The sequence below is a fragment of the Stenotrophomonas sp. 05L413 genome, from assembly GCF_056397945.1.
This window is the reverse complement of sequence record NZ_JBFTOL010000002.1, coordinates 316211-338650: the sequence shown is the minus strand read 5'-3', so window position 1 is coordinate 338650 and position 22440 is coordinate 316211. Positions and strand designations below refer to the sequence as shown.

Genomic DNA, 22440 nt, shown 5'->3' with positions numbered 1-22440 from the left:
GGCAACCTGCCGAAATTGCCTATCGGCCTGCCGGTTTTACCCCTCGTCTTGCCGGAACGCACGTGTGCGCTGCCGGAATGAAGTGCTCGCGGTTTGACCCCTCGACTGTAATGACATCCACGTGCCGTCAGGCACCGGTGATGTTCAACGCATTCGTACACGGGGGAATACCTGATGAACCGTATCTTTCGATTGGTGTGGAGCCACCGGCTGAACGCCCTGGTGGTCGTCTCCGAAATCGCCACGGCGCGCGGCAGCCTGGCTGCTGGCCCGGTGGTGGTGCATCTGAAGGTGCCGATGTCGGTGCTGTCGCTGGGTCTGTCGCTGGCACTGTGCACGGGCAGTGCATGGGCGGGCGAGAACCAGACCCTCACCGACCTGCAGGCACTGACCGCCAAGTACACCGCACCCCTGCCGGTGAAGCTCGATGCCGAAGTGGCGCTGGCCGCGGCGGCGCGTGATCGTGGCACGGCCCCCCTGCTGAGCGTGGATGCCAAGGTCAATCTCAACCTCGGTACACCGACGGCCCAGCGGCCGGCGCTGCAGGTACATGCCGCTGCGCAGGCGAACGCGGACCTGCCCAGGCGCGTTGGCGCGCCGGGTGCCCAGGGGGCGGCCCTGGCCGATCTGGGCATCGCGGCAGGCACGGGTAACGGTGCCAGGTTGAATGCCCATGCCGACATCGATGCGGTCGCCGCGGTTGCGCCGACGCCAGCGACGGTGCGGGTGCCGGTCAAGGCCGAGGCGAAGGCGGCGGCGGGCGTGGCGGTCGCCGCGACGCCGTCACCACGGAAGGTGGCACTGGAGGCCAACGTCGATGCGGCCGCCCAGGCACGCCTGGCGGCGGCCGAGGTGCAGGCCAAGGCGGCATTGATTGCCGAGGCCACGGTAACGCCCGACGCACCGGATGCCGTGCAGGCATCGCTGGCCAGCAACGTCGCCGGCGGCGTGCGGGTGGATGCAGTCGGCCACCGGGTCGATGCGGCCGACCGCAACCCCAAGCGCGTGGATGCCGGCGTCAGTGCCGTGCAGACCAGCTCGATGGCGCTGGCGCCGAACGGATTGGGCAACGCGCTCGGTGGGTTGTTGAACGGTGTGGGCGGGGCCGTTGGCGGCCTGCTCGACGGCGTCGGCACCACGGTGGGGGCGATCACCACACCGGTGCTCGGTGCGGTCGGTGCGATCACCACGCCGATCCTCGGCACGGTGTTCCCGGCGCCGACGTCGCTGCCGCCGGGAAGCCCGAAAGGGCCGGCACCGGCCGATCCCAATGCCGGCCTGGTCATCGGTACCGCCGGGTTGGTCGGTTCGCTCTCGCAGCTGGTCGGCCCCACCGCGCAGGGTTTGCTGGGTGGGGATGGCTACGTGCGCAATGGCAATCTGTCGGTCAGCAGCGCCAACGTGATGCAGACCTACTCGGTGACCAACGTGCTGGGCCTGCCGGTGGTCAACCTGACCCCGGTCGGCACGCTGCTCGATGGCCTGGGCAATGCGAGCACCGGCGGCAGCTCCCACCTGACCCTGATCGGTGGCGTCACCTCCGACAGCTACATCTACAACATCAACAACGGCAATCCCAATGGCCTGCTCGGCCTGCTGCTGCCCGACGGCTCGCCGGCGTGGTCCAACACGTGCGTCAATCTGCTGGTGGCGAGCGTGGACTGCTGGGCGGTCAACGCTGCGCAGGATTACCAGGTACTGGTCGGCGATGGCGCCTTTGCCAACGGCTCCAAGGAAGTGGTCATCGGTGCCAACGCACGGCATGAGCTGCCGCGGCAGGATGCCAACGTCGCGTTCCCGGGCGTCGGACTCAATGATCCGACCGACCCCACCGGTGTGCCGACCGCGGATTACGCCGCGCGCATGGGGCATTCGGTGGTCGTCGGCGATAGTGCGACGGGCACCGCCAACGGCCAGACCATCCTCGGTGCGGAAGCCACCTCCAACCAGGCCAACAGCGTGGCGCTGGGGTACCGTTCGGCCGCCAACCGCGGTGCGCAGGCCAGCTACAGTGCTTACGGGCTGAACGGGCAGCAGGTGTCGGCCGGTGAAGTCTCGGTCGGCTTCGCCGGCGGTGAGCGCCAGATCAGCAACGTGGCTGCCGGCAGCGCCGCCACCGACGCGGTCAACGTGGCCCAGCTGCAGGGCGCGATCTCGCAGATCGATGCGGTCGGCACGCTCGCGGTGACCTATGACGACGATGGCGCAGGCGGCGCCGACTTCCGCCGGGTCACCCTCGGCGGCGGCACCGGCACCACCACGATCGCCAACCTCGCCAACGGCGCGGTCAACGCAACCAGCACCGAGGCCATCAACGGCGCCCAGCTGTTCGACACCAACAGTGCGATTGTCGACTACTTCGGCGGCGTCACTGGCTACGATCCGGTCACCGGCGCGTGGACCGCACCGAGCTTCCAGATCTCCACGATCTCCACCGGCGGTGCAGTCGCGCAGGGGGTGTACGACAATGCCAGCGACGCCTTCTCCGCGGTGGATGGCTCGCTGGTGAACCTCAACACGCAGATCACCGATATCCGCAACGGTGTTGGCAGCCGCTATCTGAAGATCAACTCGACCGGGGCGGAAGCCGCCGCCGCGGGCCTGGACAGCATCGCGGTCGGCACGGGTGCCTCGGCCACGGCCGCCAACAGCATCGCGGTGGGCGCCGGCGCACTGGCCGACCGCCAGGACACGGTGTCCGTCGGTGCGGTCGGTGCAGAACGCCAGGTGGTCAACGTGGCCGCGGGCACCGAGGCCACCGATGCAGTCAACCTGGGCCAGCTGGAGGCGTCCGAACAGGGCGCACTGCGCTACGACCTCAATCCCGATGCCAGCGTGAACTACGCCAGTGCCACGCTGGGCAACGGTGGGGCTGCGACCACGCTCAGCAACCTGGCCGCCGGCAGTGTCACCGCCAGCAGCAGCGAGGCGATCAACGGCGCGCAGCTGTTCGCGGCCAACCAGGCCGTGGCCACCCACCTCGGTGGCGGCGCTGCGCTGGATGCCAACGGCATGGTCACCGCGCCGAGCTACACGATCAGCAACGTGGCCAGTGATGGCCAGGTCACCACGGGCAACTATGACAACGTCGGCAGCGCCTTCGATGCGGTCAGCACCTCGCTGGCCAACGTCGCCGACCAGACCGACACCGTGGACCGGCTGGCAGTGAAGTACGACGCCGATGCCAGTGGCAACGCGACCAACACCATCACCCTGGCCGGCGATGCCAGCGGCGCGGCGGTGGCACTGACCAACCTGGCCGACGGACGCGTGCTGGCCGGCAGCCTGGATGCGGTCAACGGCAACCAGCTGTTCCAGACCAACGCTGCCCTGGTCGGGTATTTCGGCGGCACCACCAACTTCGATGGCAACACCGGGATCTGGACCGCGCCGACCTTCCGGATCTCCTCGATCGCCACCGACGGCAGCGTCATCGCCAACGACTACAGCGACGTCACCGTGGCCTTCTCGGCGGTGGATACCTCGCTGACCAACCTCAATACCCGCATCGACCAGATCCAGCCGGGCGGCAACAGCCAGTACGTGCAGGTCAACTCGACCAAGGGCGCGGCCACCGCGGGCGGTGCCGACAGCATCGCGATCGGGCCGCTGGCAAGCGCCACCGGAAGCGGCAGCGCGGCGATCGGCGATGGCGCCAGCGCCAGCGCGGACAACAGCGTCGCCCTCGGCGCCGGCTCGGTGGCCAGTGTGGGCGCACAGGCCGGGTACACCGGTGCCTACGGCCAGGCCGGTGCCAGCAACTCGGTGGGCGAGGTGGCCGTCGGCAGCACCGGTGCCGAGCGCAAGGTCACCCACGTGGCGGACGGTTCCGAACGCTACGACGCGGTCAATGTCGGGCAGCTGCAGAGCGGCGTGAACTACGCGATCAGCGAGTCCAAGACCTACACGGACACGCAGATCAGCAACATCAACAACGGTACGTCCGGCATGTTCCAGGTCAACAACACGCAGAACCTGGCCGCGCCGGCCGCCACTGGCGACAACGCCGTGGCCGGTGGCGCCGGCGCCGCCGCTGCGGGCAACAACGCTACGGCGCTGGGCAACGGGGCCAATGCGCAGGGCAGCAACAGCGTCGCCCTGGGTGCCGGTTCGGTCGCCAACCGGGCCAACACGGTCTCGGTGGGCAGCAGCGGCGCGGAACGGCAGATTGCCAATGTCGCCGATGGCAGTGAAGCCACCGATGCAGTCAACGTGCGCCAGCTGCAGGCTTCGCAGCAGGGCACGATCCGCTATGACAGCAACATCAATGGCACCACCAACCTCAACAGCGTGACCCTGGGCAGTACCGCCACGGGGCCGACGACGGTGCGCAACGTCGCCCCGGGTACCGCCGGGACCGATGCCGTCAACGTGGACCAGCTGCGCAGTGGCATGGCCCAGACCCTGGACTGGTCCAAGGCCTACACCGACGAGCGCATGGACTCGTTCGACCGCAACCTGCAGAAGACCGACAACCGTGCGTCGGCCGGTGTGGCCTCGGCGATGGCGGTGGCCGCCCTACCGCAACCCTATGAGGCCGGCCGCAGCATGGCCTCGCTCGCCGCCGGCAGCTTCAACGGCGAATCCGGCGTGGCGGTGGGCATCTCCGGGGTCTCCGAAGGCGGGCGCTGGATCTACAAGTTCAGCGGGTCGACCAACAGCCGCGGCGATGGTGGTGTCGCGGTAGGTGCCGGCATCCAGTGGTGACCGCCTCCGGTGCCGGCGCGCTGCCGGCACCGGACCTGCGGTCCGTATTCAACGCATACAGGGGGAACACCATGTCCATGCAGCCCACATCCACCACCCAGGTGCCGCTGTTGCGGTCACTGGGCCTGAGCCTGGCGGCCCTGCTGCTGGGCGCCTGCGCCAGCCACGGCGAGCAACGCACCACACCGTCCACTGCGAGCGCCGACACCGACGCGGCGAGCTTCCCGGATCCCCGCAAAGCCACGTTGAAGGAGGGCCTGTTCGTGGATGTCGACACCCTGCGCCTGTTCGCTCGTGGCATGAGCAAACGCCAGTTGTACGCCCTGCTGGGCACCCCGCATTTCGGCGAGGGCATGTGGGGCGTGCGTGAATGGAACTACCTGTTCAACTTCCGCAGCAGCCCGGGCGGGGACTATTTCACCTGCCAGTTCAAGGTCGACTTCGATGGCAAGGGCATCGCCCAGGCGGCGTACTGGAAGCCGCAGGCCTGCGCCGCCGTGCTTGATCCGCCGCGCCCCCCGGCGCCCCCGGCACCCGCGCCGATGCCGAGCGAGCCGCTGCGGCTGGCGGCCGACGCGATGTTTGCCTTCGACAGCGCCGTGCTCACCCCCGAGGGGCGCCGGAACGTGGATGCCCTCCTGCAGCAGGTACGCGATGCCAGCCGGGTGCAGACGATCCAGGTGATCGGCTATACGGACCGGATCGGCAGTGACCGTTACAACCTGGTGCTGTCGCAACGGCGCGCCGAAGCCGTGCGCGATGCGCTGGTGGCCGGCGGGGTGCCGGCGGCGGCCATCGTCGCCGAAGGGCGCGGCAAGGCCGATCCGCTGGTGCAGTGCGAGCAGGCGCAGCGCAAGGCCCTGATCGTGTGTCTGGCGCCGAACCGGCGCGTCGAACTGTCGGGCAGGGCACTGCCGCGCTGAAGCCGCACGGTCCCGCCTGCTCACCTCTCTCTGCGCATACCCCGTCCGGCGCACCCGTGCGCCGGCGAGGGACCGTCTTGACCTGGCGCGTCGTCCGCACAGCGTGATGTCTCCCCCGTCATCGTTCTGAAGACGGCGCGCCAGGTCATCTCTTCCTCCCACCCGGGGCGGCCGCAGGCGATCTGCGGCCGCCATTGCCGGTTACGGCATCAGGACTTTATCGATCACGTGGATCACGCCGTTGCTCTGCTTCACATCGGCAATGGTCACCTGCGCGACCTGGCCTTTGCTGTCGGTCAGGGTGATGCCCTTGCCGGCGACGCGGGCGGTCAGCGCTTCACCTTCGACCGTCGTCAGGCTCGCCTTGCCACCGCCCTGCTTGATCTTGGCCATCAGATCGGTGCTGGTGACCGCGCCGGGGACCACGTGGTAGGTCAGGATCTTGGTCAGGTCCGCCTTCTTTTCCGGCTTCAGCAGTCCCTCAACGGTGCCCTTGGGCAGCGCGGAGAAGGCCGCATTGGTCGGCGCGAACACGGTGAACGGACCGGGGCCCTTCAGCGTATCGACCAGGCCGGCCGCTTTGACCGCCGCGACCAGCGTGGTGTGATCCTTGGAATTGACGGCGTTGTCGATGATGTCCTTGTTGGCATACATCGCCGCGCCCCCCACCATCGGATTGCTGTGCTGCGCGCCCATCATGGGGGCAGGGGCCTGCGCGAAGACGAGCGGGGACGCGGTGGCGGCGAGACAGCCGATCAGTACAAGGCCTGCGAACTGGATCTTCATGACCAAACTCCCAAATGGATGCGCCGGTGTGACGCACCTTCAGCTACGGCGGGAGTGGCGGGGCGGATGCACTTCAAGCGCACTATTTTTCAACTGTCAGGCGCAGGTGAGGATGGCGTCAGGACGGTGCGATGGCGCAGCCCAGGTGCGGGGTTCAGCGGCCCTGTTCGCTGGTGATGCCGGCGCAGGATGGCATGGGCCGCCGGGTCACGCACGGCCGTGCGCTAGAGGACCCCGGGAATCGGGATGGCCAGCGCTGCTTTCTCCGCCTCGCAGTTGCTGGGCTGCACACTGTTGCTGCGCAGCGACTGGATCTCCGCCCGCGCCAGCGCCATGTCGCGGTTGAAATCCGCGTTGGCATGCAGGGCCGCCACCGCGCCGGCAGCGACCGCACGCCCTTCGAGCACGTCGCTCTGCCAGTGCGCGTTGCAGATCAGGCGGTTTTCACCGAACGCGCGACCACGTGCGAGCAGGGCGTCGGCGCGCTCCGGGCTCAGCTCGGTCAACAGCAGGGCCCAGCTCCAGCTGATGGCGGTATGCCCGGACGGATAGGAGCCGTCGGTCCTTAGGGAGGCCTCGTCGGCCGGCGCACAGGTGCCTTCCTTGTAGAACACGAAGGGGCGCGTGCGCTTGTAATGGTCCTTGGCGGCATAGGTGGCCAGCCCGGCATCGACCAGCGTGCGCTGCAGCAGCAGGTACAGCGCCGGCGATGTCTGTTGGCTGATCGGCACCCCGAGCGCGCAGGAGAACGTGTTGGCCACCTGCGGGAAGTGCAGGTCCGAATCCGTGGTCGCCAGCGTGTACCTGGGCGTCCCTCGCAGCTGCTGCGCGGCCCGATGGATGGCTTGATCGTTGGCGAATGCCGCCGAGCCCTTGGCCGGGGGCGCTGGCAGCAGGGCCAGGCTGTCCGGCAGTGCGCGCCCGAGGTAGCCGGCGGGAATCCCGGGCCGCAGCTCCGGTACTGGCGCCGGCGTGGCGACAGCGCTCGGCGGCGCCGTGGGTGCCATCGTGGATGCCGGCGGCGTGGTACTGCAGGCCGTCAACGCGCAGGTCAGCGCGAGCAGGGCCGCGCCATGGCGACAGCGGGAGGGCAGGGCATTCCAGTGCATGGGGCGCTCCACGGGCAAGTGTCGGTTTACTGTGTGCGGACGCCCCACCCTGCACAACCGCCTTTCTACGTGTCCGCCGCCAGTATGTTTACTGATGCAGTGCCGCCCGCAGGGGGGGCAGATCGACTGCGGCGTCGCCAAGCGGAAAACGCACTTCGACACGGGTGCCTCCCAACGGGCTGGCACTCACCTCAAGCGTGCCGCCCAGCAGCCGCGCGCGTTCTTCCATGCTGATCATGCCCAAGCCCGGCGCGGGCGGTGTCCCGCTGGGCGCAGGCATGCCGACGCCGTCATGGTCGACCCGCAACAGCAGCTGCTCGCCACGCACCGCCACCAGCACGTGGGCCGTACTGGCGCGCGCATGCTTGTCCACGTTGTTGACGGCCTCCTGCACGATCCGGAACAGGCTCAGCTCCTGCTCGTCGCTGAGCCGTGGCGGCGTCTCGATCCGGCAACGCACCCGCAACGCGCCGCGCGCATTGCGTTTGATGCAGAACGCATCCAGCGCACTGGCCAGCCCGGTGAAGCGCAGGATGCTGGGGTGCAGCTCGTGGGAGATCGAGCGGATGTCGTTGGATACCGTCAGCAGCTGCTCCTGAAGTTCCACCACGCTGCGGCGCTCGGCATCGGGAATCTGATTGCGCAATGCGCTCAGGCAGATGGAAATGGCCGCGAGCGACTGGTTGACGTCGTCATGCAGATCGCGGGCGATGCGCGTGCGTTCTTCCTCCTGCACCACCAGCATCCGCCCGGTGACCTCGCCCAGGCGCCGATAGGCCTGCTGGAGCTTGAGGTGATTGGAGAGCTTCTGCTCCGACAGCGCGCCCAGGAACAACAGCGCACACCCGGTGCCCAAGGTCCACGCCTGTGCGGTGATCAGGTTGCGGTCCGGCGTCCAGAACGCGAACGGCCCCATGCCTTCCATGCTGAGCTGCATGCCAAGCAGGGCAACGATCACCATGGCGATCGACGCACCGGTCACACCGAAGACGATCAACGCCCACACCAGCAGCGGAATCGGTGCCAGCACCAGCAGGGGAGTGATCACCCCATCACGCCAGTCCACGCCCCAGGCCAGGCCCAGCACTCCCAGCAGGCACAGCGCGACGGCCAGCGTTCGCCAGCGCCATCCATTGCGCCGCTCCGGTGTCTGCAGCACACGCGCGAGGTTGACCACCGCCGGGACGATCAGCAGATAGCTGACGCTGCTGCACAGCATCAACGTGAACATCGCGCCCGGCGCCAGCCCCGGTGGGCCGCCGGCGAACAACAGCGCCTGCCACCAGGCCACACAGCCGGGCACGATAAGGCACCCCAGAAGCACGAACAGGCCGATCTCGCGGTAGCCCTCCAGCGGTGCGCGCTCTCCGCGCCAGCGCAGCAGCAGCCAGGCCGCTGCGATGACCAGCGCGAATTCGCCTGCGCTGGCCAGCAGCCGCGGCAGCGCCACGAAAGGCACCAGTACGAAGGCCAGCGCCGTACCCGCACAGGCGGCGAGCACGCAGGTCCGCCATTGCGCCCTGGGGGTGAACAGCAACCAGCCAAGCAGCAGGGGGCCCGGAATCCACAGCACATGCAGCCGGAAACCGGGGATCTGCGCCAGGGTCGGCAGCAGCTGCCCGAGCAGGCACCCCAGCAGCAGCGGCAACACCTGCGTGAGCGCGCTGCGAAGCCCGGGTGATGTGCGCGTGGAGGGCGGGGTGTTGCCGAGGTCGTCCGGCGGAATGTCGGTGGTGCTGTCGACAGGAGCGATGTGCGTTACCGTTGCAATGACGGGCACGTGGACCTCGGCCGGTGCGTGATGAAGCGTCGGATCGATACGCCTTCGGACGTCTCTCGATGTGATGCGTTTCACGCTTGCGGGGAGACATCGCGACGTTGCTTGTTCCGCTGTCGCTTCCGCCCCACAATCGCGCCGATGTAAGCAGGTTGTCTTCCCCCGCGCTATCCGATTTCCGACTTGCCCCAGGAGCTGGCATGGACGAACCGATGGCCCCTTACAGCCGCTTCGTGGTCGATGGCTTCGACGCCGATGCGTTGCTGGGGGTGGTGCGCGACACCCGCTTCGAGCAGCGCCTGCTGGCTGCCGGGCACTTCCGCGCGTGTCTACAGCGGTTGGTCTTTCCCGAATTCAGCCTGGACAGTGGCGCGTACTCGCTGCCGATCTTCGCCAGTGGCAGCTTCGGGCAGGGCGTGATCGCCCTGGCGATGGCCGTCTCCTGCGAGCAGCCGATGTGGGCCAACGGACGCTGGGTCCCGGCCGGGCAGGTGATGGTGTTCGCCGAGGACAGCGAACTCAACGTGCGGCCGCGTCCTGGTGGCTGGCAATGGGCGGTGCTGCTGATCCCGCGTGACGTGCTGCAGCGTGAAGCCGTGGCCAGAGTGGGGCGCGAACTGCGGTTGCCGCGCAGCGGGTGGTGCAGCCGCGCTGCCGCGCCTGCCGATGCGTGGAACCTGCGCTACGGCGTTTCCAAGGCGCTGGAGGCGGCCGCCCATGGGGAGGGACTGGTCACGCCGGAACAGGTGGCAGCGCAATCGGCCCTGCTGCTCGGGGCGTTCGTGGACGCGGTCAGCGTGACTGACACCGGGCCATCGCGAGGCGCGGACCCGAGCTGGATCGAACGCCAGCGCGATGCCGTGGTACGCCGGGCAGAGGACTACCTGAAAGCGCAGCTGGATCGCCCCTTCGACAGCCGCGCGCTCTCGCTGGCGCTGGGGGTGGGCGAACGCCAGGTGGAACGCCTGTTCCGTGATGCCTACGGACACGGCCCCTGTCATTGGCATCAACTGGCCCGGTTGAATCAGGCCCGCAGCGCGCTGCTGCACGCGGACTGCCAGGACAGCGTTACCGACATCGCGCTGCGACTGGGCTTCGGGCACCTCGGGCGCTTTTCCGTGATGTATCGAAATGTCTTCGGTGAATGTCCGCGAGACACCCTGCGACGCTGAATGCAGGGCTGAACAGCGTGTCCCTGGGCGGATGAAACAGTGTGCCTCGCATCACGACCCCATCACGCGGTGACTCGCATGTTCGGCAGGCTGCCGCTGCACCGCGATGCCATGAGCGGGCGCCTTCGCGCTGGTTATCAGGCACCCGTGCACCGGCAGGTCAATCAGGGGATGATTGAAGCCAATGGAGGCAGTGCAATGAGCGTTTCGTGCGCGCAGTCGGTGTCTGTGCCCTTCCGCAAGGTGGTCGTCGCTGACGACCACATGCTGGTGGCGCAGGGCATCGAAAGATTGCTGATGGACTGTTTCGAATCGATCGTGCTGGTGTCCTCCGGCGAGGAACTGCTGGACTCGCTACGCCGCGAATCGCCGGACGTGGTCGTCTCTGACATCAGCATGCCCGGTATCAGCGGCATCGACGTGATGCGTCAGGCCCGCAGCGAGGGGTGCCTGACGCCCTTCGTGTTCCTCACCATGCACGACGAATCCAGCATGGCGGCCGAGGCCATCCGGGCAGGCGCGCGGGGATATATTCTCAAAAGTGCGGCCGGCGACGAGCTGGTCCGCGCGATCAACGGGGTGATGGACGGCCAGACGTATGTGACGCCGACACTGGCGGCCAACGCGATCGTGGCATCGGGTCGCTGCCAGTATGTACTGACCGACAAGCAGCTGCGCATTCTGGAATACGTGGCGCGCGGCCTGCGCTCCAAGCAGATCGCTTACGAGCTTGGGGTATCGGTGCGGACGATCGAATCGCACAAGTACGCGATCATGCAGGAACTGGGCGTACACGGCACGCTGGAGCTGGTGCGCAAGGCCGAGTTGGAAGGTCTGATCCGCCACTAGGCCGCCCGCCTGCGGGTGGGCAAGTAGATTTACTTGCCCGCCAACGGTTGTTTTTCCCTTGTTACCGTACTGTGTCCGGCCACATCATCGTGGCAGGCATCGAGCGGGCGAGTGCGATGAATGCTGTCCGTGTGTTGCTGGCCGAGGATGGATGCGCGATGGGGCGGCAGCTGCGTAGCCTGCTGTCCCAGCAGTTCCAGGTGATTGGCCTGGTCCAGGATGGCGCCTCGCTGGTGCAGGCGGCGCAGAGCATGTTGCCGGATGTGGTGGTCACCGATATCGCGATGCCGGAAATGAACGGATTGGAAGCCGCGCGCCGGCTGCGCCTGCAGCGGCCTGTGCTGGGCGTGGTGTTCATCACGGTGCATGCCGAGCCCCAGATGGTCACGCAGGCGATGGGCCTGGGAGCGTGCAGCTATGTGCTCAAATCCGACGCAGGCGATGACCTGCTGCCGGCGGTGGCGGCCGCCCTGAAGGGCGAATCGTTCGTCTCGCGCTCGCTGCGCGGCCCGCGCAAGGGCTGATCCCGCTACTGGCGCGGGCAGTCAGACCAGGATGCCGAGCAGCTTGCGGGCCAGCTCATCCACCGACATCGCCAGCAGCACCAGCGGCAGCAGAGGCACGATGGCGTGCAGGGCGATCCACAGCAGATTCCAGCGGTTCAACGGCAGCACCGACATGCTGGCCAGGCCCTTGTATACGCCGCTGAAATCAGCGAACGCGGATGCATCGCCATGGTCCAACAGGGAATCCGCGTCGGCCCCCTGTCGTGACCCTGATCGCCAGCGCTGGTCGAACAGCGCCGCGGCCCGATTGCCCAGCGCATCGAAGCGGTACAGCGCATGGCGCTTGGCCCGCATCATGCTTGGCATCATGACCAGCAGCGGCGCCACCAGCAGGAGCGTGGCACCGATGACATAGCCGGCCAGCAGGTGGCGCAGGTCATACAGACTCTCGCCCAGATAGTGAACATGATTGACGCACGCACCGGCGACCAGAATGCCGCCGGCCAGGGCGAGCACCGCGAAGCGTTCCTGCGCCATGCCCAGGAACGCCAGGCCGCCAGCGCCATCCGGGTGCTCTGCGTGCAGTGCCAGTCCTACACGCGGCAGTCGCCAGAGCAGGCCGGTCCACAGCACGAAGCGCCACAGCCAGAGCAAGGCCAGCAGCCGGAACAGCGGCACGGCGACCCATTCGTACCAGCGTCCGGCGGCCGTCAATGCACCGTGCTCCAGCCGCCAGTCGGCGACGCCCGGCAGCAGGCTCACGCTGTCCGTGCCGAACAGCAGCGGCAGCCATGCGATCACCACACAGAGCGCTTCAGGCAACCAGCCATCGCGCCAGCGGCGCACCTTCGCCAGCAGTGCGGCCAATCTTTCCTGTCGCTGCGGTGGCACCAGGCCGGCGCGGGTCAATTGGCGGAACGCATTGCGCAGCAAGGTGTCCGAGCGCGGGGCGGCAAGCACCAGCAGAGGCATCGCCAGCAGCACGCGGGCGAGGGTTGCGTAGTCGCCCAGCAGCGGCATGCCCGGCGGGGGCGTCCACAGGGTGCCCGCGCGCGCGGTCATCACCACCAACGGCGCCAGCGAGATCACCACCAATGCCACGGCGATCCACAGCGAGAGCCGGGCGGTGCCGCGCAGCATGCCGGCGGCCTGCAGCAGCCGGTGCACCAGTCCGCCGCGCATCAGGGAGTAATGGTGCTGGTCCAGGTGCATGGGGGCAGCCCGTGGCGAAGAAAGAGAAGGCGCGGCTGCAGCGGGCAGCGGACGCGATGTCGCTGAGCATAGCGCTGCCTTTCCACGCGTTGGACGCAGTAAAAATACTGGGGAGGTTGCAGTAACAACTCGATTGTGTGGCTACCGGGCGGCGCCCAAGCTGGAGGCCTGACGCAAGGATCCCGCCCATGCTCCTGGTGATCGATATTCTGACGCGCTTCTGGACCGACATGATCGATCGCGCGGATGGCCCCATGACCTTCCGCTTCTTCCTGCAGCCGACGATGGCACTGATCGCGGCGTTGATCGATGGCATCAAGGATGCCAAGGCGGGCAAGGCGCCCTATGCCTGGTTGATGGCGCACAGCTCTGCGGGTGACCGGCTGGTCGCCTGGCGCGAAGGGGTCACCGCGACCGCCCGGATTCTTCTGCTGGGGGTCGGCATGGATGTGATCTACCAGTTCCGCATGTTCGGCGGTTTCAAGTATCCGGTGGAAGCCTTCGTCATCGCGGTCGTGCTCGGGTTCCTGCCGTATCTGATCCTGCGCGGCCCGATCACCCGCATCGCCAGCTACTTCCTGCACCGCAAATGACCCCCTCACGAGACGACCCGCCGATGAGTGCCCAGGACCCCCGCGAGCAGCTGACCGAGCGTGCGCTCACCATCGAGCAGGCCAAGACGCTGCTGGGCGGTGCCGATGCCACCTCGATGGAGCTTTCCTCGCGGCGCACCGGGATGTCATTCCAGCGCACGCGCATGAGCGCGGATCGCACGCTGATGTCGATCATCCGCACGGCGCTGTCGCTGATCGGCTTCGGTTTCACCATCTATCAGTTCTTCGGCCACATGCTGGAGGTGCCCGGCGTTGGCCTGCGCCCGCATGCGCCACGCAACTTCGGCATCGCGCTGGTCGGCCTCGGCATGGTTCTGCTGACCCTCGGCATCCTCTATCACATCCGCTACATGCAGGGCCTGCGTGCCGAGCGCGAGGAGATGATCCGCGAAGGCCTGATCCACGGGGAGAGTCACTACCCGATCTCGCTGACCCTGATCACCGCCGGCCTGCTGTGGCTGCTGGGCCTGCTGGCGATCGTCAGCATGACCTTCAACGTGGCACCGTTCGCATGAGTGTCGTGGCCGATAGCATGATCGAGCTGGCCGGCGGGGTCTTCAGCATGGGCTCCAACGATCACTATCCCGAAGAGCGCCCGGCGCACAAAGCGCGGGTAGGGCGGTTCCGGATCGATCGCTACCCGGTGACCAACCGGGAGTTCGCCCGCTTCATCCGGGCCACCGGCCACGTCACCGCAGCCGAGCAGGCAGCCGACCCGCGTGACTATCCGGGTGCGGACCCGGCGCTGCTGCAACCGGCCTCGGTGGTGTTCGTGCAGCCGCCGCACCCGGTGGACATGGGCAACACACACAACTGGTGGCACTACATTCCCGGGGCCGACTGGCGGCATCCCCGCGGTCCGCTGTCCAGCCTGCAGGGCCTGGAGGATCACCCGGTGGTCCACGTCACCTTCGCCGACGCGCTGGCCTATGCCCGGTGGATGGACAAGGACCTGCCGACCGAGGCCGAGTGGGAATTCGCGGCGCGTGGCGGCCAGCAGAGTGGTGAGTTCGCCTGGGGCGACACCTTCATCCCCGGCGGCCGCCACCAGGCCAATACCTGGCAGGGCGAATTTCCCTGGCAGAGCCTGGAGGAGGACGGCCACCGCTGGACGTCACCGGTCGGCAGCTATCCGCCCAACGGATACGGGCTGTACGACATGATCGGCAACGTCTGGGAATGGACCCGTGACTGGTATCAGCAGCATGACCAGCTGCAGGGCAAGCCGTGCTGCGCGATCGACAATCCGCGCGGCGGGCTGCGTGAGCGCAGCCACGACCCGCGCGATCGAAGCGCGGTTCCGCGCCGGGTGATGAAAGGAGGCTCACACCTGTGCGCGCCGAACTACTGCAGGCGCTACCGGCCTGCGGCGCGCATGGCGCAGCCGATCGATACCTCCACCTGCCACCTCGGCTTCCGCTGCGTGGAGCGCGGATGAACCCGAACCCCCCGCACTGCGATGCCTACCGGAGCCCCGACGATGCTTCCTCTCAAGGCGTGGCTGATCGCCATCACCGAACCGGTGGTGGTGATCATCGATGCGATGGCCCTGGTGCTGATCGCGATGGCCACCGTGGTGGTGTTCGTGAGGGCCGTGCGGCTGGCGCTGCGCGGCCATCTGACCAACGTCGAGCGCCGCGACCTGTGGTTGGGGTACGGGCGCTGGCTGGTGGCCGGGCTGACCATGCAGCTCTCGGCGGACATCATCGAATCGTCGATCTACACCAGCTGGGACGCGATCGGCCAGCTGGCCGCGATCGCGGTGATCCGCACGTTCCTGAACTACTTCCTGGAGTGACATCGCCGATGTCCGCGAACGTCAGCGTGCCACGCGGCCGGCGCCGGAGCCGGAGCCGCTGTGAGGTGCGTATCCATGAACCTGCACCCGTGCCGGAGGGCCACCGCATGACCATGTCCTTTCTCCGCCTGCCGCGTCGCTGGCCACTGGCCCTCGCGCTGGGCTCGCTGGCTGCACTGTCCGCCGGGCCGGCATGGGCGACCGAGGGCGCGCTGGGGCGCTCGATCACCGGCATGCAGATCACCTCGTACGCCGGTGTGATTCCACCGGAGCCGGGCATGCAGTGGTCGCTGAGCTACATCCGCTACAACGGCAAGATCAGCGGCGACCGCCCCGCGCCCATCGCCGGGCAGATCTCGCTGGGCCTGGAGGCCGACGTGAACCTGACCGCTGCCACCGGGGTGTACGTGTGGCCGACCAAGCCCGGGCGCTGGAACTTCGCTTCCATGCTGACCGTGCCGTACATCGATGCCGAGGTCACCGCCAACCTGGCAGGCCCGCTGGGCAACCGCTTCCAGACCAAGGACCATGCCTCCAACCTGTTCGACGTGTACTTCGCCCCGGTGATCGCCGGGTTCCACATCAGCGAGGTGCAGCACCTTTCCTTCGGTGTGTACGTGTATGCGCCCACCGCCAAGTACGACCCGAACCGGTTGGCCAATCCGGGCATGAACATCTGGACGTTCTCGCCCAGCGTGGGCTACACGCACCTGTTCCAGAAGGGCACGCTGGAATTCAGCGTGCTGGGCGCCACCGACTGGTACACCCGCAACGACGATACCGACTACAAGAACGGCGTGGTCGCACGGGCCGATGCGCTGCTGGTCAAGCGCACCGCCAGTGGCTGGGGGTTCGGGGCCGCCGGTGGCTGGATCCAGCAGCTGCAGGACGACAAGGGCGACACCGCCGACCGCCTGGGGGGCTTCAAAGGCCGCTCGTTCGGTATCGGCCCGGTGCTGACCTACGGCAAGAAATGGTCCGGCGGCGAGCATGTGGATGTGTCGTTCCGCTATGTCGGCGAATTCAGCGTCAAGAACCGCTTCGAAGGCGACCCGTGGAGTCTGTCGATCAGCGGCGGCTTCTGATCCCGGCCGCCTGCCGGCGGCCACCTGTTTACCGTGCCATGGAGTAACGGTCATGTCCTCTGCCATTCCCCCGGTTGCGTGGTCGGCCTGCCTGATGCTGGCCGCGCTGGTGCCCGTCGCGCACGGCGCTACCCGTGTTGCCACTGCCGCACCGCCCCCGGCTGCACCGGCCGACGCCCCCGAGCGCGATCCCGAGGCGTTGGCCGCCCTGGACCGCATGGGCGCTGCGCTGCGTGCGCTCAAGCAGTTCTCGTTGAGCTCCGACGCCAGCACCGAGATCGTGCTGGAAGACGGCCAGAAGGTGGAACTGGATGGCGTGGTGACCTACAAGGTGCGCGCCCCGAACCAGCTGTTCCTGGAGCTGCGCAGCGATCGTCAGTTGCGCCAGCTGTTCTACGACGGCAAGGCGCTGTCGCTGTATTCGCCGCGCCTGAAGTACTACGCCCAGGTGGACGGACTGAACAGCACGCTGGGCGAACTGGTGGAGGATGCCGCCGCCCGCTATGGCATCGACATGCCGCTGGCCGACATGTTCCTGTGGGGCACCGACAAGGCGCCCAAAACCGCCATCCGTGGCGCGCTGCACATCGGCGGTGGCACGGTGGACGGCGAGCCGATCGAGCAGTACGCGTTCAAGCAGGACGGCGTGGACTGGCAGCTGTGGGTCAGCAAGGCCACCGCATTGCCGAAGAAGCTGGTGATCACCTCACTGGATGATCCGGCGCTGCCGCAGTACCGCGCCCACCTGCGCTGGGACACCCGCAGCGCCGTGCCCGCGACCGCCTTCCAGTTCACGCCGCCGGCCGATGCCGCCCGCATCAAGCTGGTGCCGGTCGCGGTGGTCGTCACCGATGCTGGGCAGGAGAACTGACATGCGTACCGTGATCAACCGCTTCTTCGTGGCCTCCTCCCTGGCGGCGGGCATGCTGCTGGCGCTGCTGCTGGCCGTGTCCGCACCGGCCAGCGCGCAGCGCAGCGGGTTCCATGGCGGCGGCGCGCGCGCCAGTGCCCATACCAGCATCAACCGCCCGGTACAGCGCCCGCGGGGCGGCAACGTGAACCGCGGGGCCAACATCAACCGCAACATCGACAGCAACCGCACCGTCAATCGCAACGTGAACCGCAACGTCAATGTGGATGTGAACTACCACGACGACCACTGGAACCACTGGGACGATCATCCCTTCGCCACCGCTGCAGCGGTGACGGCGGGCGTGGCCGTGACCTCGGCGGTGATCGGTTCGATCGTCAATTCGGTCCCGCCCAGCTGCGTGACCACGGTGATCAACGGCATGGCCTACCAGCAGTGCGGCAACGTCTGGTATGAGCCGCGCTATGCCGGGACCACCGTGCAATACGTGGTGATCAATCCGCCGCGTTGACTCGGTAGTTTTTCCCGCCTCTCTACCGTAGTTATGCGCATTACGCGTGGCCGGCAGTGCACTACCGTGGGGCTGTAACCACCGGCCACCACGGCCCGCCCCAGGACGGCTGCGACCGCAGCGCGTCTTTCCATCCCGCCTTTGGAGACTCGCGTCATGAAAGCCTTTGCCATCGCCGTCCTGGCGACCTCCCTGGTTGCCTGTGCATCCACACCGACCGTCAAGACCGACTTCGATCCGTCAGCCAGTTTCGCCTCCTACAAGACCTACACCTGGGCGATGAAACCCCAGGCAAGCTCGCCGCTGGTGCAGCAACGCATCATCGACGGCATCAACGCACGTTTGCAGGCCAAGGGCCTGCGCGAAGCGCCCAACGGCGACATCGCCCTGGCAGCGCATATCGCCACCGGCCAGAAGCAGACCCTGGATACGTTCTACTCCGGGACGGGCATGGGCGGCTGGGGCTGGCGGGGCGGTGGCTGGGGTGGCGGGATGGCCATGGGCAATGCCACCACCACGGTGCACACCTATGACGTCGGCACGCTGGTCGTGGATATGTTCGACGCCAAGACCAAACAGGCGGTCTGGCGCGGCACCGCCAGTGGCACCGTGCCGACCTCGCCGGACAAGGTCAACGCGGCGGTGGAAGCCGGCCTGGACAAGCTGTTTGCGGCGTTCCCGCCGGGCACGACCGCCGCACGCTGATCGCTGCGGCACGGCCTGAGATGCGTTCAACCGCGTGGGCCCGCGCCGGGCTGTTCCCTCCCACCGGCCCGGGCCCGCGCACTTGGCTTCCCATCCCCGAGGTGCACCGTGTCGATCGGCCATGCCGTACGCCTGCTCTCGCTGTTGGGCGTGCTCACGCCCTGCGCCGCGATCGCCCAGCAGCCCGCCGCGCCATCGCCTGCGCCGGCGCCCGCGGCCGCTCCGGCGCCGCGGGCGTCCCTGTTCCGTGACGCGCAAGACGGCCGGTTCGACATGTCGCGCTGGTTGCTGGAGCACCGCGGTTTTCTGCCGGTGCCGATCATCGTGACCGACCCCGCCGTGGGCAATGGCGGCGGCGTGGCGCTGGCGTTCTTCCATCGGCCACCGGCGTCGGCAGCGGCAGGTGAGGGCGGCACCCCGAAGATGGTCACGCCGGACATCTATGGCGGTGGCGCGATGCGCACCTCCAATGGCAGCGAAGCGTATGGCGTGGGCGCCTCGCTGCACTTCGACGATGACCGTTGGCGCTACCGCGGCGGCGTCGCCAAAGCGTCGTTCAATCTGGGCTTCTATACGCCCGGCACGGTGCTGCCCGCGCAGAAGATCGACTACAACATGGACGGCCTGATGTCGTTCCAGCAGGGCTTCCGGCGCCTGGGTGACCGCGATCTCTATGTCGGCCTGGCCTGGATCTACATGGATCTGGATATCGGCTTCGATGTCGCCTCCGACCGCGATCGTTTCCAGCCACACGAACTGTCCAAGCGCAGCTCCGGGCTGGGCCTGTCGCTGGAGTACGATTCGCGCGACAACCCGTTCACGCCTTCCAGCGGCTGGCTTGGCATGATCGAAGGCAACGCGTATCTGCCGGGAATCGGCAGCGATGCCAGTTTCCAGAGCTATCGCGGGCACGCCTACGGTTACTGGCCGATGGGCAAGCATTTCGTGCTCGGCGGGCGCGCGGATGCCCGCTGGGCCAACGGTGAGATTCCGTTCTATCGACTGCCCTACATCGACCTGCGCGGCATCGGCTCGGCGCGTTACCAGGACACGCGGGCTGCGGTGCTGGAGAGCGAGCTGCGCTGGAACATGACCCAGCGCTGGGCGCTGATCGGCTTCGTCGGTGCGGGGCGCACCTGGGGCCGGCACAACAGTTTCAGCGACGGCGCCAGCCAGGTGTCGAAAGGCGCGGGCGTGCGCTATCTGATCGCCCGCCAGCTGGGCATGCATGTCGGCGTGGACTATGCGTGGGGGCCGGAGGACGACACGTTCTACATCCAGGTCGGCAGCGCGTGGCGCTGAAACGCCCCGGGCACCGTGTATCGCGCGCCTCGGCGCTCGCCGTGGCGTGGCTGTGCGCCAGTGGCGCCCTGTCGCCGCTGCAGGCCGCCGAACCGGTGGTTGCTGTCGCTCCGGCAGGCCAGGCAGACCACTGCGGCGTGCGCGGCCCGGGCGACACCCGGCCACGGGTCGGGCTGGCGCTGGGCGGCGGCGGCGCACGCGGTATCGCACACGTGCGCATCCTCAAGCAGCTGGAGGCGCTGCACGTGCCGGTGGACTGCATCGCCGGTACCAGCGCCGGGGCGCTGGTTGGCGCCCTGTATGCCTCCGGCTCCACGCCCGAACAGATCGAGCAGCTGGTGCTGAGCACCGAATGGCTGAGCCTGTTCACCGACACCCTGCCACGCCGTGAGCGCTCCCTGCGACGCAAGGCCGACGACTACGCCCAGCTGGCACCGATCGGCATCGGGCTCGGCGGCGAGGGCAAGGCGGTGGCACTGGCTGGTGGCGTCTCCGAGGGCGAAAAGCTGATCGCCCTGTTCGAGCGCGCCACCGGCGGCGGCCGGGTCAATGGCCGCTTCGATGACCTGCCGATCCCGTTCCGGGCGGTCGCCACCGATATCAATACCGGCATGCCGGTGGTGCTGGCCGAGGGCAGCCTGCCGATGGCGATGCGCGCGAGCATGTCCTTGCCCGGCATCTTCCGGCCGGTGGTGATCGACGGGCACGTGCTGCTTGATGGCGGCCTGTCCAACCAGGTGCCGATTGATGTGGTACGCGCGATGGGGGCCGACCGGGTCATAGCGGTGGACGTCGGCACGCCCTTGAGCGCGCTGGATCGCGACGCCAGCCTGGTGGATGTGATCAGCCAGCTGAGCGGATTCCTGACCACCCGCAGCGCGCAGGCACAACTGGACAGTCTGGGCGCGCAGGATCTGCTGATCTCGCCCGATCTGACCGGCAAGGTGGCCACCGGCGATTTCGACAAGGCGCCCGAGGCGTTGCGGATCGGCCAGCTCGCCGCCGACCAGGCCGCGCCGGCGCTGCAGGCGTTCGCGCAGGCGCCACAGGAGTACACCCGACTGGCCGCCGAGCGTGCCGGCCGGACGCATCCGGTGGCACCGGCCACCATCGATTTCGTCGAGGTCGACAACCACACCGGCTATGCCGATGCGCTGCTGCTGTCCTATCTCCCGGTCCACGTCGGCGCGCCGCTGGATATCGAGGCGATGCAGGCCGGTGTACTGCGCGCCTACGGCATGGGAACGCTGGCCAGCATCAACTATGAGGTCAAGCAGCGTGACGGACGCACCGGCGTGGTGGTGTCCGCGTACGCCAAGCCCAACGGACCGGTGTACCTGGAAGCCGGGCTCAGCCTGAGCAATGATCTGGAAGGCAATCACGAAAGCAACCTGCGCGCCGGCCTGCTGTTTTCGCCGCTGTCGCCCTACGGTGCCGAAGCGCGTATCGCCCTGCAGATCGGCAGCGAGCCGGGGCTGACCGGCCAGTACTATCATCCGTTCGATCTGCACGATCGTTACGCCTTCCAGGCGGGCGGCGGGTTCCAGACCCGCAGCTTCAATCTCTACGACGATGACGGCGACAAGATCGCGCGCTATCGCGTGCGTCGTACCGGTGCGACGCTGGCCGTGTTCCGCAATGTGTCCAATGTGCTGGCGCTGTCGGTCGGCGTGCAGCGCTATACCGGCAATGCGGAGGTGGAAGTGGGCGACCCCACCATTCCACGGGTGAACTTCGACGAGGGCGCGTGGATCGCGCAGGCGACCCTGGACGATATCGACAGCGTGTACTTCCCGCGCGATGGTTATCTCGTTACGGCGGGGACGTATCAGTCCAGCCCGAGTCTCGGCGCAGATGCCCGCTTCGGCCAGATCGATCTGGATGCCGTGGCCGCCAGATCGTTTGGCAAGCATGCGCTGCAGCTTGGGCTGCGCTATCACGTGACCGCGTCGGGCACGGCGCCGGTGCAGAACCTCTACCGCCTCGGCGGGCGCTGGCGGCTGGCCGGGTTCCAGCACAACCAGTTGACTGGCCAGGACTATGCGCTCGGGTTCGCCGGCTATACCTATGAGTTGGGCAAGCTGCTGGGCCGCTCGGCGCAGGTCGGGGGCACGGTGGAGTACGGCAATGCCTGGCAGCGACGCAGCGACATGTCACTGATCGACGGCATCTGGAACGGCAGCGTGTTCCTCGGCTTTGATTCGTGGGTCGGCCCGTTGATCTTCGGCATGGGATTCCGCGAAGGCGGCGAGAACGTGCTCTTCATCGAGCTCGGGCAATCGCTGTGATGCCGGCCAGCGGCTGGCACTACCAGTTACCACACCTGCGAGAGAATCACCCCGAGCGCGCCGCACCAGCAGACGATCACGAACCAGGCCAGCACCGCATTGGCACTGATGCCGCGGTGGCGGACGAACAGGCTCAGCACCAGCGCCGCCACCAGGGGCAGGACGAACAGGCTGACGATCCAGACCAGCGGATGGCCATGCATGGGAACTCCTTGGCCTGCCGGC

At 67.7% G+C, this 22440-nt stretch carries 20 protein-coding genes; 15 read left to right on the top strand and 5 right to left on the bottom strand.

Annotated elements, in window-relative coordinates; all coding sequences use genetic code 11:
• Positions 1–174: 174 nt before the first annotated feature.
• Together AC1DIQ_RS06125 and AC1DIQ_RS06120 are read left to right on the top strand one after the other, a co-directional pair.
• Positions 175–4707, top strand: coding sequence for a YadA-like family protein (locus AC1DIQ_RS06125; RefSeq protein ID WP_478049654.1), 4533 nt, complete (start codon positions 175–177; stop codon positions 4705–4707).
• Positions 4708–4784: 77 nt separating this feature from the next.
• Positions 4785–5630 (top strand): OmpA family protein, encoded by an 846-nt coding sequence (locus tag AC1DIQ_RS06120; protein WP_478049710.1) that lies wholly within the window; start codon positions 4785–4787, stop codon positions 5628–5630.
• Positions 5631–5831: 201 nt separating this feature from the next.
• Here the strand turns inward: AC1DIQ_RS06120 and AC1DIQ_RS06115 are convergent, their stop codons facing one another.
• From AC1DIQ_RS06115 to AC1DIQ_RS06105, 3 genes are all read right to left on the bottom strand, one after another.
• Positions 5832–6416 (bottom strand): fasciclin domain-containing protein, encoded by a 585-nt coding sequence (locus AC1DIQ_RS06115; protein ID WP_478049653.1) that lies wholly within the window; start codon positions 6414–6416, stop codon positions 5832–5834.
• Positions 6417–6640: 224 nt separating this feature from the next.
• Positions 6641–7525, bottom strand: coding sequence for an acid phosphatase (locus AC1DIQ_RS06110; protein WP_478049652.1), 885 nt, complete (start codon positions 7523–7525; stop codon positions 6641–6643).
• An 88-nt stretch (positions 7526–7613) separates the two neighbouring features.
• On the bottom strand, positions 7614–9305 hold the full coding sequence (locus tag AC1DIQ_RS06105) for a sensor histidine kinase (RefSeq protein ID WP_478049651.1): 1692 nt from the start codon (positions 9303–9305) through the stop codon (positions 7614–7616).
• Between the two features lie 197 nt (positions 9306–9502).
• On the opposite strand from AC1DIQ_RS06105, the gene AC1DIQ_RS06100 reads away from it, so the two are divergent.
• The 3 genes from AC1DIQ_RS06100 (at position 9503) to AC1DIQ_RS06090 (ending at position 11847) form a co-directional block, all read left to right on the top strand.
• On the top strand, positions 9503–10474 hold the full coding sequence (locus AC1DIQ_RS06100; protein ID WP_121036997.1) for a helix-turn-helix domain-containing protein: 972 nt from the start codon (positions 9503–9505) through the stop codon (positions 10472–10474).
• A 198-nt stretch (positions 10475–10672) separates the two neighbouring features.
• Complete coding sequence (locus AC1DIQ_RS06095; RefSeq protein ID WP_478049650.1) at positions 10673–11323, top strand: response regulator; 651 nt, start codon at positions 10673–10675, stop codon at positions 11321–11323.
• A 116-nt stretch (positions 11324–11439) separates the two neighbouring features.
• Entirely contained in the window at positions 11440–11847 is a 408-nt protein-coding gene (locus AC1DIQ_RS06090; protein ID WP_147433834.1) for a response regulator, read from the top strand.
• Positions 11848–11868: 21 nt separating this feature from the next.
• Here the strand turns inward: AC1DIQ_RS06090 and AC1DIQ_RS06085 are convergent, their stop codons facing one another.
• Positions 11869–13041, bottom strand: a complete 1173-nt coding sequence (locus AC1DIQ_RS06085; protein ID WP_121036994.1) for a hypothetical protein — start codon at positions 13039–13041, stop codon at positions 11869–11871.
• Positions 13042–13229: 188 nt separating this feature from the next.
• Here AC1DIQ_RS06085 and AC1DIQ_RS06080 point away from each other — a divergent pair, with 188 nt between their 5' ends.
• From AC1DIQ_RS06080 to AC1DIQ_RS06035, 10 genes are all read left to right on the top strand, one after another.
• A complete protein-coding gene (locus AC1DIQ_RS06080; protein WP_121036993.1) occupies positions 13230–13634 on the top strand; it encodes a hypothetical protein in 405 nt (134 codons plus the stop codon).
• The gene (locus tag AC1DIQ_RS06075) at positions 13631–14170 is read left to right on the top strand and encodes a YidH family protein (protein ID WP_259462080.1); all 540 of its coding nucleotides are present in this window, start codon (positions 13631–13633) and stop codon (positions 14168–14170) included. The genes AC1DIQ_RS06080 and AC1DIQ_RS06075 overlap by 4 nt, the downstream gene beginning before the upstream one ends.
• Positions 14167–15093: a formylglycine-generating enzyme family protein gene (locus AC1DIQ_RS06070; RefSeq protein ID WP_478049649.1), complete on the top strand. Its 927-nt coding sequence runs from the start codon at positions 14167–14169 to the stop codon at positions 15091–15093. The genes AC1DIQ_RS06075 and AC1DIQ_RS06070 overlap by 4 nt, the downstream gene beginning before the upstream one ends.
• 42 nt (positions 15094–15135) lie before the next feature.
• Positions 15136–15453: a DUF1622 domain-containing protein gene (locus tag AC1DIQ_RS06065; RefSeq protein ID WP_478049648.1), complete on the top strand. Its 318-nt coding sequence runs from the start codon at positions 15136–15138 to the stop codon at positions 15451–15453.
• Between the two features lie 107 nt (positions 15454–15560).
• Complete coding sequence (locus AC1DIQ_RS06060) at positions 15561–16538, top strand: SphA family protein (protein WP_478049647.1); 978 nt, start codon at positions 15561–15563, stop codon at positions 16536–16538.
• A 52-nt stretch (positions 16539–16590) separates the two neighbouring features.
• Positions 16591–17409 carry a DUF2092 domain-containing protein gene (locus tag AC1DIQ_RS06055; protein ID WP_183073645.1) on the top strand — a complete coding sequence of 273 codons (819 nt, stop codon included), beginning with the start codon at positions 16591–16593 and terminating at the stop codon, positions 17407–17409.
• 1 nt (position 17410) lies between these two features.
• Positions 17411–17920, top strand: coding sequence for a hypothetical protein (locus tag AC1DIQ_RS06050; RefSeq protein ID WP_478049646.1), 510 nt, complete (start codon positions 17411–17413; stop codon positions 17918–17920).
• A 156-nt stretch (positions 17921–18076) separates the two neighbouring features.
• On the top strand, positions 18077–18625 hold the full coding sequence (locus AC1DIQ_RS06045; protein ID WP_070470735.1) for a DUF4136 domain-containing protein: 549 nt from the start codon (positions 18077–18079) through the stop codon (positions 18623–18625).
• Positions 18626–18733: 108 nt separating this feature from the next.
• Positions 18734–19927 (top strand): BamA/TamA family outer membrane protein, encoded by a 1194-nt coding sequence (locus tag AC1DIQ_RS06040; protein ID WP_478049645.1) that lies wholly within the window; start codon positions 18734–18736, stop codon positions 19925–19927.
• On the top strand, positions 19918–22215 hold the full coding sequence (locus tag AC1DIQ_RS06035) for a patatin-like phospholipase family protein (protein WP_478049644.1): 2298 nt from the start codon (positions 19918–19920) through the stop codon (positions 22213–22215). Before AC1DIQ_RS06040 ends, AC1DIQ_RS06035 begins: the two co-directional genes overlap by 10 nt.
• A gap of 26 nt (positions 22216–22241) precedes the next feature.
• Here the strand turns inward: AC1DIQ_RS06035 and AC1DIQ_RS06030 are convergent, their stop codons facing one another.
• Positions 22242–22418, bottom strand: coding sequence for a hypothetical protein (locus AC1DIQ_RS06030; protein ID WP_167390385.1), 177 nt, complete (start codon positions 22416–22418; stop codon positions 22242–22244).
• Between the last annotated feature and the right edge of the window lie 22 nt (positions 22419–22440).

Coding starts and splice junctions, on each gene's coding strand:
- AC1DIQ_RS06125 (WP_478049654.1), top strand. CDS start 175: ATGAACCGTATCTTTCGATTGGTGTGGAGCCACCGGCTGAACGCCCTG.
- AC1DIQ_RS06120 (WP_478049710.1), top strand. CDS start 4,785: ATGCAGCCCACATCCACCACCCAGGTGCCGCTGTTGCGGTCACTGGGC.
- AC1DIQ_RS06115 (WP_478049653.1), bottom strand. CDS start 6,416: ATGAAGATCCAGTTCGCAGGCCTTGTACTGATCGGCTGTCTCGCCGCC.
- AC1DIQ_RS06110 (WP_478049652.1), bottom strand. CDS start 7,525: ATGCACTGGAATGCCCTGCCCTCCCGCTGTCGCCATGGCGCGGCCCTG.
- AC1DIQ_RS06100 (WP_121036997.1), top strand. CDS start 9,503: ATGGACGAACCGATGGCCCCTTACAGCCGCTTCGTGGTCGATGGCTTC.
- AC1DIQ_RS06095 (WP_478049650.1), top strand. CDS start 10,673: ATGAGCGTTTCGTGCGCGCAGTCGGTGTCTGTGCCCTTCCGCAAGGTG.
- AC1DIQ_RS06090 (WP_147433834.1), top strand. CDS start 11,440: ATGAATGCTGTCCGTGTGTTGCTGGCCGAGGATGGATGCGCGATGGGG.
- AC1DIQ_RS06085 (WP_121036994.1), bottom strand. CDS start 13,041: ATGCACCTGGACCAGCACCATTACTCCCTGATGCGCGGCGGACTGGTG.
- AC1DIQ_RS06080 (WP_121036993.1), top strand. CDS start 13,230: ATGCTCCTGGTGATCGATATTCTGACGCGCTTCTGGACCGACATGATC.
- AC1DIQ_RS06075 (WP_259462080.1), top strand. CDS start 13,631: ATGACCCCCTCACGAGACGACCCGCCGATGAGTGCCCAGGACCCCCGC.
- AC1DIQ_RS06070 (WP_478049649.1), top strand. CDS start 14,167: ATGAGTGTCGTGGCCGATAGCATGATCGAGCTGGCCGGCGGGGTCTTC.
- AC1DIQ_RS06065 (WP_478049648.1), top strand. CDS start 15,136: ATGCTTCCTCTCAAGGCGTGGCTGATCGCCATCACCGAACCGGTGGTG.
- AC1DIQ_RS06060 (WP_478049647.1), top strand. CDS start 15,561: ATGACCATGTCCTTTCTCCGCCTGCCGCGTCGCTGGCCACTGGCCCTC.
- AC1DIQ_RS06055 (WP_183073645.1), top strand. CDS start 16,591: ATGTCCTCTGCCATTCCCCCGGTTGCGTGGTCGGCCTGCCTGATGCTG.
- AC1DIQ_RS06050 (WP_478049646.1), top strand. CDS start 17,411: ATGCGTACCGTGATCAACCGCTTCTTCGTGGCCTCCTCCCTGGCGGCG.
- AC1DIQ_RS06045 (WP_070470735.1), top strand. CDS start 18,077: ATGAAAGCCTTTGCCATCGCCGTCCTGGCGACCTCCCTGGTTGCCTGT.
- AC1DIQ_RS06030 (WP_167390385.1), bottom strand. CDS start 22,418: ATGCATGGCCATCCGCTGGTCTGGATCGTCAGCCTGTTCGTCCTGCCC.